This is a genomic window from Pseudoclavibacter helvolus, from assembly GCF_014191305.1.
GTDB classification, from domain to species: Bacteria; Actinomycetota; Actinomycetes; order Actinomycetales; family Microbacteriaceae; genus Pseudoclavibacter; species Pseudoclavibacter helvolus.
The window spans coordinates 53587-69685 of the sequence record NZ_JACHWJ010000004.1; the positions used below are offsets into that span (position 1 = coordinate 53587).

Genomic DNA, 16099 nt, shown 5'->3' on the forward strand with positions numbered 1-16099 from the left:
AGTGTTCGCGTCGTTTGGCCGGCGTTGGAGCGGATTGGGGCGTCACATCCAGGTGCTGGTGTGGAGCCGGGCGCTCGGTGGGTGCTGGTGTGGTCATCGGGCTTTGCTTATCTGGGGAAGGCGAAGAGTGCGTCCGCGACGCGGCTTCGGCGTCGGAGTGCAACAGCGCCGAACGATACGGCAAGTGCGGCGAAGATGCACGCGCTCATCATGACGGGCTGTGTGGTGACGCCGCACGCGTCGAGCAGCTTCACGACCACAATTTGCAGCGGGTAGTGGATGAGGTAGAACACGATCGAGTTACGGCCGATGTACTGCAGGAAGCGGGACACGGCGGGTTCTCGACGTTCGTCCCGCGAGCCTCGGATGCGCCTCGCGAGGAGCATGGTTCCTGCGATTCCGGCGAGGACGATCGGAACCCAGAGAAGCTCGAAGCGCTCGATGGTGCCGGTGTCGTTGGTGCCTGGCTCGTCGCCGCTGCCGAGGGCCAAGCCGTGCTCCTGCAGCACCAGGAGCGCCGCGAACACGGAGCTGCCGATGAGCAGCACCACCATGGTCGGTGCGGTGGCGAAGCGGCGCAGCGCGTGCCGGTGCTGCGAGATGAGGTAGCCGGTGAAGAAAAAGCCGCCGTAGTAGCTGAGGTCGAAGAGCGTGCCGACGGGTGCGGCCGTACTCAGCATCCAGAGCGCGACCGGAACGAGCGCGAACCACGGTCCCCGGATGCGCGTGAGCAGGGGAGCGGCGACGTAGTAGGAGAACAGGCAGAGGATGAACCACAGCCAGCTACGGGTGGCCCAGCCGTCTGGGCGCATCCACTCTGTCGGGTTCTCGGTGGCGATCCAGAAGATGACAAGCCAGACCACGTATGGCCAGGCGAGGGTGCGGAGCTTGCTGGTGTAGTAGCGGCCGAGTGGCTTGGCGAGCGCGAGGGGGAGGAGGAGGCCGGAGAACAGCATGAGCGATGACATGCGGAACGGCGCGAAGTAGAGGGTGATGTCGTCGACGATGGTGCCCGGCTGGATGTCCGCGATGTGCATCGGAACGTCGATCGCGTGGTTGGCGATGACGAGGAGGATCGCGGCGCCGCGGATGAGGTCGATCCGACGCTCGCGCTGGCGTGGCAGGGTCGCCGGCGGGCGTGCTGCCGCGTCTTGTGTTGCCATTGGTTTCCCGTCTCGCCGTGTCTCGACGCTACACTTGCCCTCTTTTTGGGCTCAGACATGGCGAATCTGCGGGAATCTGAAATGACGTCCAGGGCTAAATCCCGCGGATCTGCGCGTGTCGGAATGGCCTTCGGTTCTCCGGGGAGTACAAGGTGCCGTGCTGGGCCGGTACGATCACATGGAAATGAAAACACGCAACCAGAGTGCGCGTCGTTGGCCCCAGCTGACACTGCTCGTGGTCGTGGCTCTCGCTGCGGCTGCGTTGGTGGCTCTGGCGTTCATGCCTCGACAGGCCCCCACCGGTGCCGGCGCTGACCCCGTTCTCACGATCTCCAGTTCAGAAGACGCCGCTTCGGCGACGAATTCCGCGAGTGCCCCTGCCGGTTCCGCACCGTCGGCGACCCCCGCGGGCGCCGGTCTGACGGTCGCCTTCATCGGCGATTCTTACACGTCCGGTGTCGGAGCGAGCGACCCGTCGCTGCGCTGGTCGACCCTGCTGGCGAACGCGAACGGCTGGGAAGAGCTGAATCTTGGCGTGAGTGGTTCGAGCTACGGCCAGGGGCTCGACGAGTGGAACTCGTACGCGCTCCAGGTTGAGGAAGCCATCGCGGCGCAGCCAGACGTGGTGATCGTCTCCGGCGGTCTGAACATGTCGGAGCTCGATCAGGAGCTTGGCGTCGAGTCGGTCTTCACCGATCTTCGTGCCGGGCTGCCGGATGCACGCATCCTGGCGGTCTCACCGTTCTGGGTGAGCACGGCGTACCCCGCGCAGCTGACCCTCACGGCGAACCTCATCAAGTCGGATGTGGCTGCGGTCGGCGGTGAGTACCTGGACATCGGGCACCTCTTCGAGGACGAGTTCCAGTACTTCGAGCTCGACGGTCTGCACCCGGACGATGCCGGCCACCAGCTGATCGCCAACGCTGTGGACGCGGGCTTGCCCGTGGAAATCGGCGGCTGATACGCGTTCTGCGCCACGGTGTGCCCGATCTGCGACTGATTCGGCACATTTCATGAATTTACAGCCCAATAACATGACACCAGTAGTATGAGGCCGGGCTTGCCCCAGCTTGCCTGAGATACCCCCTGCGCTCCGAACCGCGAGCCACCCGTTTCGTGCCTGCCGCGAAAGCGGCAGCGGCACGAGCGCGAGAGACACACGGACGGACCTATATGGAACTGCGCGACTACTTGCGAATCCTGCACAAGAACTGGATCATCATCCTGATCTGCACGCTGGCGGGTGTGGCGGGCGGTGCTGGGGCGTCGATGCTCATGACCCCCAAGTACGAGGCCACCGCTGAGCTTTACGTTTCGGTGCGTTCCTCAGACAGTTCCGTCGCCGGTGAGCTGGTCCAAGGCACCAACTTTGCTCGGCAAGCGGTTCAGTCGTACACGACGGTTGTGAACAAGGAAATCGTCACAAGCCGCGTCATTGAGGAACTCGGGCTTGACCGCAGTCCGAGCGAGCTCGCCAAGCAGATCACAGCGACGAACCAGCTCGACACGGTGGTCATCGAAGTGACGGTCACGGATGAAGATCCAGCACTGGCTGCATCACTCGCGAATTCAGTGGCGAGCAATTTCATCGATGTGATTGTCAACGAACTCGAAAAGCCTGAGGGAAACTCACCGAGCCTGGTGAAGATCGAGCCGGTTCAGTCAGCGCAAGTTCCGCAGTCTCCCGTCGCGCCTCGCGTGTCCCTAAACATTGTGTTCGGCGCTCTGCTGGGGCTTGCCGTCGGACTTGGCATTGCCGTTCTGCGCCAGTTCACGGACAGTAAGGTCCGGAGCACACACGACATCGCGCAGATCACCGACCGCCCCGTTATCGGAACGATCGCGTTCGACCCAGACGCTGGCAAGCGCCCTCTCATCGTTCATGAGGAGCCCAAGAACCCCAAGGCGGAGTCGTACCGCGCGCTGCGTACGAACCTCCGCTTCATGGACATTGAGAACACTCGTCACAGCTTCGTGGTGACGAGCTCGCTTCCGTCTGAAGGTAAGAGCACAACGTCAGCCAACATCGCAATCGCACTCGCTGAGCAGGGTGCCAAGGTTGTGCTCGTTGACGGTGACCTTCGCAAGCCGAAGGTTGCAACCACGATGGGCATCGACGGGTCCGTTGGTCTGACCGATCTTCTGAGCGGCCGCGCGGAGCCGAAGGACGTGCTCCAGCGCTGGGGTCGCGGTCGCCTGTACATTCTTCCCGCCGGTCGCATTCCGCCGAACCCGAGCGAGTTGCTCGGTTCGCACACGATGCAGCAGGTCCACGACCAGCTGCTCGCAGAGCATGATTACGTCATCATCGACGCGCCTCCGCTGCTGCTCGTCACCGACGGTGCAGTGCTGAGCGAGCTGGCACACGGGACGCTTCTCGTGGTTGCAAGCGGCCAGACTCCGCGCTCGGCTCTTGCTGGTGCGGTCGCGCAGCTTGAGGGCATCGGCTCGGAAGTGTCCGGCATCGTTGTGACGAAGGTACCGACCAAGGGACCCGACTCCTACGCGTACGGCGCGTACGGCGCGTACGGCGCGTACTACGGCACCGACGAAGCTGGAAACACGGTCACCGAGTACCGCAAGATCGGTACCGGGCAGATGCCCATTGTTGGTCGGAGCAAGCCACGGGGCAAGTGACAGCTAGTCACCCGGCGTTCATAGTCCAAGCACCTCAGCAAATTCAGAAGTCGGAAACTGCACCTGACTCTTGGGAAAGAATGCCTACACGATGAGCACCCCAACAGCCGGAGCCTCACGCAGGCGAAAGGCCATGGTTTGGCGTCGAACCGTATTGGCGGGTTCGGAGACCTTTGTCCGAAACCAGACGGATGGACTGCCTACATGGTCCGGAAGCCTCGTGGGCATCGAACGAGTCAACTCGCCCGTGGTTCGTCCTGAAGACACTGTTCTCGAGTTCCCCTCCAGCCTCGCTCGGAGAGTGTTCCTCGCGACCGGCTTTTCGCCGAAGATCCGAGACTTCGTTCGTGCCCAAGGGTTTGAGGTTGTTCATGCTCATTTTTCGACCAACGGATGGCTCATCCAGCGCGTAGCCAAGCAAAACAAGCTGCCGCTAGTCGTGACTGTGCACGGGCACGACATCACGAAGCTCCTCGTCTCGGGTTCCCCCCTCCGCAGGGCCTGGAACAGGCACAAGGTTCGAAGCGTGTTCGGGCAGGCGGCCCGCATCATTGCTGTTTCTGACTTCGTTCGACAGAAAGCTCTCGACGCAGGTGCAGACGCGGAAAAAGTCGTGACGCTCTACACGGGGACACCGATTCCCGAACTGGAAGAAGTTGAGAAGCGCTGGGACGTCGTTTTTGTCGGACGCATGGTCGAGAAGAAGGGGGTCCAGGACCTCCTCAGTGCACTTGCCAGCCCCGGTCTGAGGAACGCGCGCGTAGCTCTGATCGGTGACGGTCCGCTCCGTGAGCAGCTTGAAGCTCAAGCCGCTGAGCTGGGCTTGAAGGTGGCTTTTCTTGGCATGATCCCGCCCCAGCAGGTGCATCGTGAACTGGCCGCCTCGAAGTTGCTTGCGGCACCTTCCGTGACTGCGAGTACCGGGGACACAGAGGGACTACCGACTGTGATCGTCGAGGCGATGGCTCTGGGCGTGCCCGTGGTGGCAACACGTCATAGCGGCATTCCCGAGGCCGTCCGCGAAGGTTTCAGCGGCGAGCTTGTTGATGAGCACGACGTCGCCGGGCTTGCGCAGGCACTCGAAGAACTCATCAACGATGAGGCCTTACGGGCCACTTACTCGGCGAATGCCAGGGAAGATGCAGTGATGAGGTTCAACATGCTCAGGCAGTGCTCGCTGCTTGAAGAGTTGTACGCAAAAGTCAGCGAAAGCGCCTCGGCGAACAGGAAGCAGGAGACCGCGTGAAGACTCGGGTCGCGATCACCAACACAGTACTGTCCAACACCGGAGATGCGGCCATCGCTCTCTCGATCATGGACCAGCTGCGCTCGGAGAACCCACAGGCGGAATTCGAGTTTGTGGTCTTCGACTCTGCCGCTGCGCACACTTCGAAGCTCTACCCCGAGCTTGAGATCGTTCAGTTGCTGTCGCTTCTGCCTCCGTTCCGTCCTGGCAAAGTCTGGCGACGCGTGAATGGGGTTCGGGTCGCCGTAGTTCGTGGACTTGCTTCTCAAAGCGCAGTTCGGCGAGCGGCCAGCAGGCTTTCAAGTGCTCTCTTCGGAGGTGCCTTCCGCCGGGCCATCCGCGCGCTGGAGGGCGTTGACCTGGTAATCAGTAGCGGAGGGACCTACCTGGTCGACCACTATAATTTCTCGGCTCGAGTGGCTGAGTTGAAGCTCGCCAAGAGCCTGAGCAAGCCGATAGTTCTCTGGACCCAATCGCTTGGCCCGTTCGATGACGCGCGGGCGCGAAGAAACGCGACGGAGATAGCTGAAATCGCTGACGCGGTATATTTCCGAGACGAGCGATCCAAACTGAGCAGGGAATCACTCGGCGTCTCTGCGGGGACGCAGGAGCGCGTTGTTGCAGCCGACTCGGTCTTCGGCATTGACACGGGCCGCGAGCGGAGTGTCGACGACCAAGGTGCATTGATCTCCGTTCGAAAGTGGAAAACGACGATCACTGGTGTTCCGTCTGACCTCAAGAACTACCGAGCATCCGTGGTAGCTGCGAGTCGACTGCTCGAAGAGCGTGGGTTGCCAGTCAGGGCGCTCTCGACCTGCCAAGGTGTTCCCTCCTATGGGCAAGACGATTCGCTGGTTGCTCGCGACTTCTTCCATGATTCTTCTCGTGTGAAGGTCGACGGCGATTTCCATGACCCCTACGAGATCCTCGATGAACTGGCCGGAGCCAAGATTGTAATCGCTACTCGGATGCACTTCGCGATCCTCGCGCTCATCAGCCGGGTGCCTGTCGTTGCGATCGCGTACGAGTTCAAGACGGTCGAGCTCTTCAAATCTCTTGGCCTGGGCGACTACTGCATAGAAATCGAGAACGTCACCCCTGAGTGGCTCGCCGAGCGGGTCAACCGGCTGCTTGATGCACCTGAGGGGCCGCAGCTTGCAGCGTCCGTCCTGCAGGACACCAAGCTCTCAGCGGCGACGCCAGCCACCAGTGCGGTGGTTCGTGCCGCACTCAAGAACCGCGTTGGTTAGCCCGCACGCCCGGGCCTCACTGAGCTCGAGGGAGGGGGCACGTTGAGCGGTGCGGTCGCGGTCAAGTGGAACGCGTACGGGCTTATCGGTCGGCAGGTCATCTTGCTGGTCGCGTCAGTCCTACTTGCGCGCATTATTGGCCCGACATCCTATGGAATCGTTGCCCAAGCTGCCGTCTACATCACGTTCACGAGCCTGCTCTTAGATCAGGGTCTGTCGTCTGCCCTGATTAGCAAGCGGGACCTCCAGCCACGCACCATCGGTGCCGTGGCGATGCTGAACATCGTCATGGGTCTCGTGCTTTGCGGGCTCACGCTGCTGCTCTCAGCGCAACTCGCTGGTGCGCTACGGACGCCGGAGCTCGCTCCGGTCCTCGTTGCGCTTGCGTGCTTCCTGCCAATCAAGGCCGGCGCCATCGTGCCGAGGCTACTTCTCATGCGTGACATGAAGTTCAAGCCTCTAGCCGTCGCAGAAATCGTCTCAGCATTCGTTGGATCGATGGCTGCAATCGGGTTTGCACTTGGTGGCTTCAGCTTCTGGGCTGTGGTCTTGCAGTACATCGTTACTGACATCCTTCTGACGATCATGCTAACGATCTCGGCTCGACCGCCTTTGCCGAACTTCAGGTTCAATCATCTTGGCGCCGTTGCAGGTTTCGGGCTCCGCGTTTTTGGTGGGAACTTCCTCTCCTTCCTGGCACGGAACGTGGACACGATCATGGTGTCTCGAGAATTTGGAGCCACCTCTGCCGGGTATTACGGGTTCGCCTACAAGATCCTCATGACGCCACTTCAGATGGTGGGACAAGCAGTCACGCGCGTGCTCTTCCCTGCCATTGCGAAGTCCAGGCACGACATCAAGCGAGTGCGCGGGTTGGTCAGCGACAGCACATCAATGATCGCCTTGGTGTCGTTCCCAGGTATGGCGCTCGTTGCAATCAGCGCCCCGTCGTGGATTCTGGGCGTGATGGGTGCGGAATGGCTTCCGGCAGTCGCCATCGTCCAGGTCTTAGCTGTGACGGGCGCTCGACAAGCAGTCACCACCTTGAACGCGCCGATCCTCCTCGGCATGGATCGTTCTGACTTGCACTTGGTTTTCAACATCATCGCGTCTGTGGTTCAGGTCGCCGGCATTCTTGCGGGGCTTGCCTGGGGTCCTCTTGGAGTTGCCGTCGGCTACACAGCAGCTGGATTCCTCCTCATGCCGCTCGTCTACTCCGTCCAGCGCAGAGCGGCTGGCATCACGGCGTGGGCTCAGATCAAAGCGGTCCTCCCCGCACTGCACGGAACAGCGTGGGCGAGCGCGGTGGCCATTCTCATCGGCATCCTGCTAGAAGGACAGTTCTGGCTCATCGTGCTTTCCGCGCAGGCAGTCGCAGGGGCCTTTGTCTTCGCCGTCGTCATGTGGTTCGTTCACAAGTCGACGTTGCAGCGCGCGATCACTCTCGCATCGTCGATGCGAGGCAAGCGATCCAAGTAGAGTCACAAGACTTTCCGCAACGGTGGTGCCGCCCGAACGCGACACGGAACATCGAGTGATGAAGGAACCAAGATCGTGAACCAGAGCGCAAAGTCCACAAACGGGGAGACGACCACCGCTCCAGACATCCTCGTAGTAGTGCCATGGCTGCAGGGTGGGGGCGCCCAGGGAGCCCTAGCTGGGATCCTTCGGCAGATCCCGAAGGAGCGCATCCGTCTCGTTGTGCTATTCGATGAGAACAGGGACTTTTCGACGCTGACTGAACTCGCCGGCGACGTGGTTTTCCTGAACCGCAAACGGAATCCACTTGGGATCCTCAGCGCGAGGTCTGCGCTGAAGCCTTATTTCAAGCAGGCACGGCGGCTCTATTCGCTCATGCGCGCGAGTCACCTCGTCATTGGTGCTGGTCCCAAGAAGGACCTCAAACGTCTGCGCGTGGCGGCGACCTTCCATCAGCTGCCCTCCCACGATTCAGGTTCATTGCAGGGGCGCATCGAGAACATTCTTGTCAGGCGGGCAACGCTGTCCGCTGATCTCGTAACGACGCCGAGCGAGCGAGCAGTGGAAGAGCTCGTGAGTTTCAGACTAGCAAAACCCTCGAAGGTGAAATTCGAGTCGAACGCCATCTCTGTCAGCAACGCGGATGCCGTCCCTCCCAGGGAGGGCGAGCTGCGCCCTCTGCGCCTCCTCCTGGCAGGCCGTCTGACAGAGCAGAAGGGGATCGACCGGCTGCAAGGGTTGCTCGAGGGCATTCCCGATCCTGTTGACCTCCGCATCGTGGGAGAGGGCGATATGCAGGGCATCGTCGACTCTTTGTGCGCAGATGCTCCCGCTCCCCATACCGTTGAGCATTTTGGCTACAGTCGGGAGATGGTCAAGCACCTCGACTGGTGTGACGCTGTGCTGATGCCGAGCCGCTGGGAGCTGAATCCTCTGTTGGTCTGGGAGAGCTGGGCGCGTTCTCGCCCCGTGGTGGCGTCCAACATCCCGGTCTTTAAGGACCTGGCAGGGCGTGGCCCGGTTCTGCTGTTCGAAGGCGCAATCGATCTCGCCTTCGCCACCCAGAAGCTCCTGGCGGACAGCCAGCTACGCAGGACGCTGGGCGCCGAGGCGAACGACGCGTACTTGGGGTTCCAGAACGAAAAGCGCTACGTGGCGGAGTTCCTGACCTCGTAGCGCCGAGCTTGAGGCTTGTCGCGCGCCGAGTTGGGCCTCACGCCGAGTTGGCCCTCACAGGGCTCGGTAGGCGATTGTGCGCTTCTCTCGGAGGTTAGAGACGTGCCTGGACTGGCAGTTGCCGTGCGTACTTGCCCTGGAGCGACGTGGGCCTGGCCTCAACTGGCTCTGACACCTCTTGCTCATCCTCGTCCACCTCTGCTGGCTTGGACTCGCGAGGCTGTGCCGAGGCCAGTACGAAGACCATGAAGACAAGCAGGCTGAACCAAGTGGTGATGTCGTATGCGAAGGCGCCCACGGCGATGGCCGTCGCCGACATCGACACGTAGATGTCGCGGTTGAAGATGCCACGAGCCAGCATGACCACAAATGCGATGAGTAGCACGAGGCCGTACGACGCGAGAATACGCAAGTAGTCATTGTCGAAGACACTGATTCGTCCATAGCCCGTCACCACTCCCGATGACAGAGCTTCCGCGACGTATCCGGGCCCATCACCGAAAAAGAGGGAAGAGACGTCTCGGTCGAGCAGGTTCACGGCGCTCGCAAAGACGCCAGTCCGGTGCTGGTACGAGGCAGTCTGTTCCAGCTGCCCGCCCAGCCCGGTCCATTCAAGGACAGCAATGCGCAGGGATTCGAAGAGCCCAACAGCGATACCGCCAAGAAGAATGTAGAACGCCGAATGCGAGAGCTTGAAGGACCGGAGGGCCCAGACGCCTCCTGCGGCAAGCAGCATCACGAGGGCGGTTCGGGTTCCCGAGAGGAAGATTGTTGCCACTCCGATAGCGGCAAGCGCAGACCAAACGAACCAGTACTTGCGGTAGGTGCCTGCCAGGTAGAAGCAGGCGACGATGCAGAGAGCGATGACCAGGCCAAGCGTGATCGAGAAACCAGTTGTTCCCATTGCACGTCCACCCAAGTCCGTCAGCAGGTTGTTGAGCCCGACCTGACGGAATGTGACACCGTCGCGCCGAGGCCACGGGTTCGAGACTTTGAAGAACACGTCAGCAACGGAAACCACGAACTGAGAAACGATCACACTGGCGGCAATCACCGCAAGGACACGGTTCCTCTGCTGCCCCAAACGGGAAGCTGCGGCAGCGAGCAAGCAGATCGTCGTACCCAGGAGCAAGTAGATGATCATGGCGGGCACCGAAGCCGCATGAACGATCGAGAGAACTGCGAATACCGCGCCGAAGGCATACACCGCAAACGGGGACTTCGCGTACACGGGGCGCGGGAACCGGATGATCCCGATCAAGAGTGCAAGCGAGGTGCACGCCAGCACGATTGCTCTCGAGATTTCGGTGAATTCGGAGTGGACGCCGATGGCGAGCAACACCGTCGCCACGACGCCTGCTTCGAGGGCTCGTTCCTTCTTGATGAGCAGCGGTGTAAGGACAGCCGCTGCGCAGAAGAGTCCGAGCAAGATGTACTGGAAAGTCATGGATGCGACCTACGCGTGCGTTTTGTGAGTCGCTTGCTAACTGCTCCGAGGATCTTTCCTGGCCCGAAAGCAACCCAGCGAATTGAAGAAACGACACCACCAAGCACGTTGCCGGACGAGAACTGAGCCCGCGCGAGGCGCGCTTGAGCTGCCTGCTTTATCTCCTGCTGGGACATGAGGCTCACCTCGATGCCGTTAGCCTCGGCATAGTAGCGGCGGAGATTTTCCTTCGACTCAAGCGCCTTATTGGCCGAGTGGACTGACTTGCCGCCGTCCATGCAATACCGGCAGGCCGGGTAGTCGCTGACTTCGACGCCACCAACCATGGAGAGCCTGATGAGGAGTTCAAAGTCGTCTGCAAATCGCGGGTAGATCGTTTCGACTGCCAGGGCCTCGGAAGCTCGCAATGACGTGACTCTGACCACCGCATTGCATGGGGGCCATGGTCCGTACCCAATGGTCAAAAGCGAGGAAGTGTTGACCGGCGTGTACCTGATCGGGAAGCGTGTCTCGCGAGAAGAGTTACGGCTGAAGCCGACGACAACTCCCGCGGCTACGGAGAGCGAGTCGTCTGCCTCGAGTACTTCGATCGAGCGGGCGACCCCAGAGGGGACCAGAAGATCGTCCGCGTCGAGGAAGACAACGAAGTCGGTGGTCAGGTGACCCGCACCATTCGTTCGGGCAATCGCCGCGCCGGAGTTTTCCTGAACGATGACAAGTGCCCCGGACTCCTCTGCGACCTGAACCGTTCGGTCGGATGAGCCGTCGTCGACGACGATTACCTGGGTTGCACCACAGGCGCGAGCCGACTCGATGGCCTCCGTGACAAATTTCTCGGCGTTGTAGGCCGGAATCACGACTCCGAGGCTAGAACTCATCGATAGCTCCCTTGATTGTGGCGACTATGTGCTTCTCAGCGGCACCGAGAGCATCACGCGAGGCATCGACCTGCTCCCAGTACTTTTCGGGGTTTGCCGCGAGCTCATTGGCTTGGCGAACGACTTGGTTGACGTCAAAATCAAACGCATTATGGACGTACTCGGAGATACCGAGGTCTTCGAACGCACCCCAGCCCTTGCGTTCGTAGCTCAGATGAACAGCTGGCACGCCATTACGTACGGTTTCGATGGCACCGTGCAGTCGCACAGAAATAACCACGTCAGCCTTCTTGGTCTCGGAAGTGGTGGCTTCCCGGACAGTGCGGCTGGCCGACTCTCCGAAGGCGGTGGCGTAGAAGGCATCGTCGTTGTTGCCCCGGCCTCGAGATTGCAACAGCAACTCAGCGTTGGTTCGAGCGCGAGTCGACTTGATCAACCCCAGATACTTCTTGCGTCGCCGGGCAGGTCCCAGGACGCTCCGGGCTACAAGACCGATGACGCCAGAACGGCTCGCGTCTGGACCCTCGCCTGTGGTGGTGAGCCCAGCAGCAAGCGCAAGCGTCGCCGTGTCGGGAGCCCGCTGGACTGCGACTGCGGGTGCGAGGTCATCGAAGCTGCGCTGGTCGCGGACGAAAACCGTGCTGATCTTCGCGAGTCGACGGGAAAGGAGGCCGGCCGTTCCGAGCCGGAGCGGGCCGATGCTCTGTGACAAGTAGACGGTAGAGCGGTTGAGGGCACCGGAGCGGAGCTGAGGGTAGTGGGAAACAAGCATCTTTAGGGCTTCAACGGGTGTCGAAGCTCGAAGGTATCCGCCGCCGACTCCGATGACAATGTCGGCATCGGCGATCTGCTTTTCCAGAGCGCTTGACAAGCGTGCACCGCGCAACATCGCGCGCAGGGCGGCCAAGAGGAGTTGCAATCTATTGGGACTCGTCCCCTGACCGGTAAGCGGATGGATGTAGTTGACCGTGCTCGAGCGTTCGAAGCTGTCAGGGTCAAGGGCAAAGACTGTCGCCTCAAATTCCGATGCTGCTTGAGAAAGGAGCCGCAGGGACTCTCGGACGAGAAGCCCGTCACCAGAGTTGTTGGTGCTGTAGGCGTGGAGAATAACGGCCTTCAATTGGATGCTTCCTGATCGGAGGGGCCTTCGGCGGGGCCGTGCGGGTGGAGTGGTTCCGAAGCCTGAGGGGGCAAAGGTCTAGGCGATCTCGTAGATTTCGAGCAAGGCTTGTCGTTGCGCGTCGGCGTTGAAATGCCCGAGGAGTCGAGTCCCTTGCTCAAGCAGGGTCTCTAGGTCGGCTTCTGACTTCAGCTTCCTGAGCTCATCGACAAATGCTGAGGGGCTCGTGAACCTGGGGACATCAGTTCCCTCAAAGGCAGGGATGGCACGCACAAGGGTCGGGACCCCCATGGCAACGGACTCCAGCACCGCCACGGGGAAGCCCTCCCACGCCGCGGTGTGGACGTAGAGATCGGCTGCGCTCACCATCTTGAGGTTCTCCTCACGCGCGAGCCATCCAGTCACGGTCACGCCGTATTCCGCAGCTTCGCGAGCGAGTTCGTCATTCCCGCCAATCCACGTTGCTTCGACGTCGAGGCCCGCGTTGCGTGCCGCTTTGACGCACGCAAAGTAGAAGTTCGGATCCTTCTGCTTCGATGCCCGTCCTCCGGCGACAAGACGAAGCGGTGAGCCGGAATCGAACTCAGATCGAGCTCCGGCGAACTGTTCGATACCACTGGGAGCGATGTTGGGGAGGAGCCGAACATCTGGGCTCGCTGCTTTCCAACGTGAGAGACGCAACTCCCGGGGTGAACAGGCTGCGATCACGGTGGTGTTCATGGCCAGGACGTGTTCGAGCGTGTGATAGACCTGGCGTGCGGCTCGCGAGAGGTCTCGTCGTTCGAACGCGTAGCAGTGCGGTGTGTAGACGATCCTGGCGCGCCCTCGGCGGATGGCGGCCCTGGTGTAGGCGCCAGCAAAGCTCGAGTGGGCGTGTACAGCTTTGAAGTCCCGAGCCGCCACGGCCTTCCGGACCGCGCGAACACGTTGCGTGTGGCCGCTTGGCATCTTCTGGACTGAGCTGTAGACCGTAAGATCCTCGACATTGATCGGCGCGTCTGCGCGTGTGGAGTAAAGCAAGTGATGCTCGGCCTCTGGGACTGCCGTCACGTAATCCATGATGGCGGCTCGAACACCGCCCGCGTAGGACTCGCAGACATGGAGGATCGCAGGTGTGGGTCTTGGCACTGGAGCGGTTTGCCTTGTCATCTAGTGGGGCGTTATGACGGGGCGACGGCGGGTGGAGTCGCGCAGGGCGGCTGTTCCTCGTCGATCGATATTCCTTGCCATGCTTGCGCATCCGGGTGCCGGCCGACGTGTACCTGAAGCAGATTGATGTGAGCCAAGGGGCTCTGTCTCAACCGCCGTGCAAGCCATGACAAACCTGTTTTCCGGACATTGCGCCCCAGTCGTGGTCCGACGGGGCGTCCACCTGGGGGCAGACGTTTAGGAGACAGACTAGCGAAAACGACGGCATCCTGTAGATCTGCTGGGACTTGGGGCGTCGTCTGGCTCCACTGCTACACCCCTCGCGTGTCCGGAACTGGACCGGGTTCGGCGGATCGCGAAGGCAGAAGACGCCGCTTGACTAGGCGTGCGACTAGGCTTGAACCTCGACACCTCGGGCGAGTGAGCAACTCGGCCTGGTCAGTTCCTGTCTGGGTGGACACCTGTGGAAACCCGAGACCCACTCGCAAGTAGAGGGATTTTCATGCGCATTTCTGTGATCGGTTGCGGGTACTTGGGAGCGGTACATGCCGCCGCCATGGCATCGATCGGCCACGACGTGGTGGGCGTTGATGTCGATTCGTCGAAGATCGAGGCTCTGGCCAAGGGAAACGCGCCATTCTTCGAGCCTGGTCTTAGCGACCTCTTGGTCGAGGGAGTCGAGTCCGGGCGTCTGCGATTCACGACAGACATGAGTGAAGTCAGCGACGCAACTGTTCACTTCGTAGGGGTGGGGACTCCTCAGCAGCGCGGTAGCTACGCCGCTGACTTGACCTATGTCAACGCGGCCGTCGACGGTCTCTGCGAATTCCTCAAGCCTGGCGACCTCGTCGTAGGCAAGTCGACCGTGCCAGTTGGGACCGCGGAGGGTCTGGTCGCAAGAATTCGCGCAACAGGTGCAGACCTCGCCTGGAACCCTGAGTTCCTCCGTGAAGGCTGGGCAGTTCAGGACACGATCGCACCGGATCGGATCGTAGTCGGTGTGGCAGAGGGCGACGCAGGCGCAAGAGCCGCTGATGTGCTGCGAGCGATTTACCACACAGCCCTGGCCACTGATACGCCATACCTGGTGACTGACTACGCCACAGCTGAGCTTGTAAAGGTCTCCGCGAACGCCTTCCTCGCGACCAAGATTTCATTCATTAACGCCATGGCTGAGATAGCAGAAGCAACCGGAGCTGACGTGACACAGCTGGCTGATGCACTCGGCTACGACGCACGCATCGGTCGTCGTTTCCTTGGCGCGGGCATCGGATTCGGCGGAGGTTGCTTGCCGAAGGACATTCGGGCATTCTCAGCTCGGGCGGAAGAACTCGGTCTTGCAGAGTCTGTCGGGTTCTTGCGGGAAGTCGACGCGATCAACTTGCGGCGGCGTGAGCGAGCCGTCCAGCTCGTTGTTCGAGGGCTCGGCGGATCTGCCTTCGGCAAGCGCGTCACCGTCCTTGGCGCTGCATTCAAGCCTCACAGCGATGACATTCGCGATTCGCCAGCGCTTGATGTGGCTGTGCGCCTGCACGGCCTCGGAGCGCAGGTCACTGTTACAGATCCTGAAGCGATCGCCAATGCCAGGCGAGCGCACCCCCAGCTCTCATACGTGGATGACCGCGATGAGGCTTTGCGCGGCGCTCAGGCAGTAGTGGTGGTGACGGAGTGGGACGAGTACCGCCGCGAGTTGTCACCTGAACACGCCGCCGAGCTGGTGAATCAGAAGGTCGTGATCGACGGGCGAAACTGCCTGGATGCAGTCGCGTGGCGAGCCGCTGGCTGGGACTACTCGGGCATGGGGCGCCCGTAAGTCGTCCTCTAGGGGCAACCGATCATCCAAAACTTGACAAAGCCTGCCGACTGGTAGGCGTACTGATACCCCCACTCACCCAGCGTGAGTGGGGTATCGGCCACTTCCACGCCCGTCTTGAGCGAGGAGCATTGGTCGAAAATGACCTGCGACCTCGTGGCGTGGGCGCTCATCGTCACCAAGGTCACCGTATTCCAGTGGTTGTCTTCGGCGATTTGCGCGACAGCGATAGCCTCACCGCCTGTCGTCAGTGGCTCCGGGACGAAACACTGAACGCGCTTGTCGGTGCAGGCGGCGATGGATTCTGGCTTGTAAGCCGCGTGATTCCACGGTGAAACCGAGATGAGGATCGAATCGACTCCAAGCTCGTCGGCCAACTGGAACGCCCGATCGATTCGCTCCTGCCGAGGCGGTCCGAGGACCACGATCGCGTCGGAATCTGAGGGGGCTTCTGTCTTTGGAAAGACGTAGAGCGGAATGCTTGCGCCAACGAGCACCAGGAGTACGGCCGTGACAGATGCTGCAGCTAGCAGCCAACGTTTCGCAGACATGTGACCCTTCAGAAGCGGCGAATGCACGCCTCTGTGCTGATCAGGAACCAATTATGCATGAGACGCACCTGACTGCTCTGTGAGCGCTCGGGGGGGCCTACTTGGTGTCCTCGCGTTAACGCTGCGTAAACCGGTGAGATCTGCCCGCATCTGAGTTAGCCCCTGAGTCGGCGCGGCCCCTACGATGTTG

General features: G+C 61.2%; 13 protein-coding genes. 7 read left to right on the forward strand and 6 right to left on the reverse strand.

What is annotated here, in order from left to right; genetic code table 11:
• Positions 1-107 precede the first annotated feature (107 nt).
• The gene (locus tag FHX72_RS12510) at positions 108-1163 is read right to left on the reverse strand and encodes an acyltransferase family protein (protein WP_183625532.1); all 1056 of its coding nucleotides are present in this window, start codon (positions 1161-1163) and stop codon (positions 108-110) included.
• Between the two features lie 184 nt (positions 1164-1347).
• On the opposite strand from FHX72_RS12510, the gene FHX72_RS12515 reads away from it, so the two are divergent.
• From FHX72_RS12515 to FHX72_RS12540, 6 genes are all read left to right on the forward strand, one after another.
• Positions 1348-2124, forward strand: a complete 777-nt coding sequence (locus FHX72_RS12515; protein WP_183625534.1) for an SGNH/GDSL hydrolase family protein — start codon at positions 1348-1350, stop codon at positions 2122-2124.
• 212 nt (positions 2125-2336) lie between these two features.
• Positions 2337-3800, forward strand: a complete 1464-nt coding sequence (locus tag FHX72_RS12520) for a tyrosine-protein kinase domain-containing protein (protein WP_183625536.1) — start codon at positions 2337-2339, stop codon at positions 3798-3800.
• Between the two features lie 220 nt (positions 3801-4020).
• Positions 4021-5046 carry a glycosyltransferase gene (locus tag FHX72_RS12525; RefSeq protein WP_221186940.1) on the forward strand — a complete coding sequence of 342 codons (1026 nt, stop codon included), beginning with the start codon at positions 4021-4023 and terminating at the stop codon, positions 5044-5046.
• The gene (locus FHX72_RS12530; protein WP_183625540.1) at positions 5043-6296 is read left to right on the forward strand and encodes a polysaccharide pyruvyl transferase family protein; all 1254 of its coding nucleotides are present in this window, start codon (positions 5043-5045) and stop codon (positions 6294-6296) included. The genes FHX72_RS12525 and FHX72_RS12530 overlap by 4 nt, the downstream gene beginning before the upstream one ends.
• 42 nt (positions 6297-6338) lie before the next feature.
• Entirely contained in the window at positions 6339-7775 is a 1437-nt protein-coding gene (locus FHX72_RS12535) for a lipopolysaccharide biosynthesis protein (protein WP_183625542.1), read from the forward strand.
• A gap of 138 nt (positions 7776-7913) precedes the next feature.
• Complete coding sequence (locus tag FHX72_RS12540) at positions 7914-8951, forward strand: glycosyltransferase (RefSeq protein ID WP_183625544.1); 1038 nt, start codon at positions 7914-7916, stop codon at positions 8949-8951.
• A 94-nt stretch (positions 8952-9045) separates the two neighbouring features.
• Here the strand turns inward: FHX72_RS12540 and FHX72_RS12545 are convergent, their stop codons facing one another.
• The 4 genes from FHX72_RS12545 to FHX72_RS12560 form a co-directional block, all read right to left on the reverse strand.
• Positions 9046-10398 carry an O-antigen ligase family protein gene (locus tag FHX72_RS12545; protein ID WP_183625546.1) on the reverse strand — a complete coding sequence of 451 codons (1353 nt, stop codon included), beginning with the start codon at positions 10396-10398 and terminating at the stop codon, positions 9046-9048.
• Positions 10395-11255 (reverse strand): glycosyltransferase, encoded by an 861-nt coding sequence (locus FHX72_RS12550; RefSeq protein WP_183625548.1) that lies wholly within the window; start codon positions 11253-11255, stop codon positions 10395-10397. Before FHX72_RS12550 ends, FHX72_RS12545 begins: the two co-directional genes overlap by 4 nt.
• 10 nt (positions 11256-11265) lie before the next feature.
• A complete protein-coding gene (locus FHX72_RS12555; RefSeq protein WP_183625550.1) occupies positions 11266-12396 on the reverse strand; it encodes a polysaccharide pyruvyl transferase family protein in 1131 nt (376 codons plus the stop codon).
• A 78-nt stretch (positions 12397-12474) separates the two neighbouring features.
• Positions 12475-13545, reverse strand: a complete 1071-nt coding sequence (locus tag FHX72_RS12560; RefSeq protein ID WP_276510510.1) for a glycosyltransferase family 4 protein — start codon at positions 13543-13545, stop codon at positions 12475-12477.
• A gap of 502 nt (positions 13546-14047) precedes the next feature.
• On the opposite strand from FHX72_RS12560, the gene FHX72_RS12565 reads away from it, so the two are divergent.
• Entirely contained in the window at positions 14048-15358 is a 1311-nt protein-coding gene (locus FHX72_RS12565; protein ID WP_183626031.1) for a UDP-glucose dehydrogenase family protein, read from the forward strand.
• Between the two features lie 8 nt (positions 15359-15366).
• Here the strand turns inward: FHX72_RS12565 and FHX72_RS12570 are convergent, their stop codons facing one another.
• Entirely contained in the window at positions 15367-15909 is a 543-nt protein-coding gene (locus FHX72_RS12570) for a YdcF family protein (RefSeq protein WP_183625554.1), read from the reverse strand.
• Positions 15910-16099: the final 190 nt, after the last annotated feature.

Coding starts and splice junctions, on each gene's coding strand:
- FHX72_RS12510 (WP_183625532.1), bottom strand. CDS start 1,163: ATGGCAACACAAGACGCGGCAGCACGCCCGCCGGCGACCCTGCCACGC.
- FHX72_RS12515 (WP_183625534.1), top strand. CDS start 1,348: ATGAAAACACGCAACCAGAGTGCGCGTCGTTGGCCCCAGCTGACACTG.
- FHX72_RS12520 (WP_183625536.1), top strand. CDS start 2,337: ATGGAACTGCGCGACTACTTGCGAATCCTGCACAAGAACTGGATCATC.
- FHX72_RS12545 (WP_183625546.1), bottom strand. CDS start 10,398: ATGACTTTCCAGTACATCTTGCTCGGACTCTTCTGCGCAGCGGCTGTC.
- FHX72_RS12560 (WP_276510510.1), bottom strand. CDS start 13,545: ATGACAAGGCAAACCGCTCCAGTGCCAAGACCCACACCTGCGATCCTC.
- FHX72_RS12565 (WP_183626031.1), top strand. CDS start 14,048: ATGCGCATTTCTGTGATCGGTTGCGGGTACTTGGGAGCGGTACATGCC.
- FHX72_RS12570 (WP_183625554.1), bottom strand. CDS start 15,909: ATGTCTGCGAAACGTTGGCTGCTAGCTGCAGCATCTGTCACGGCCGTA.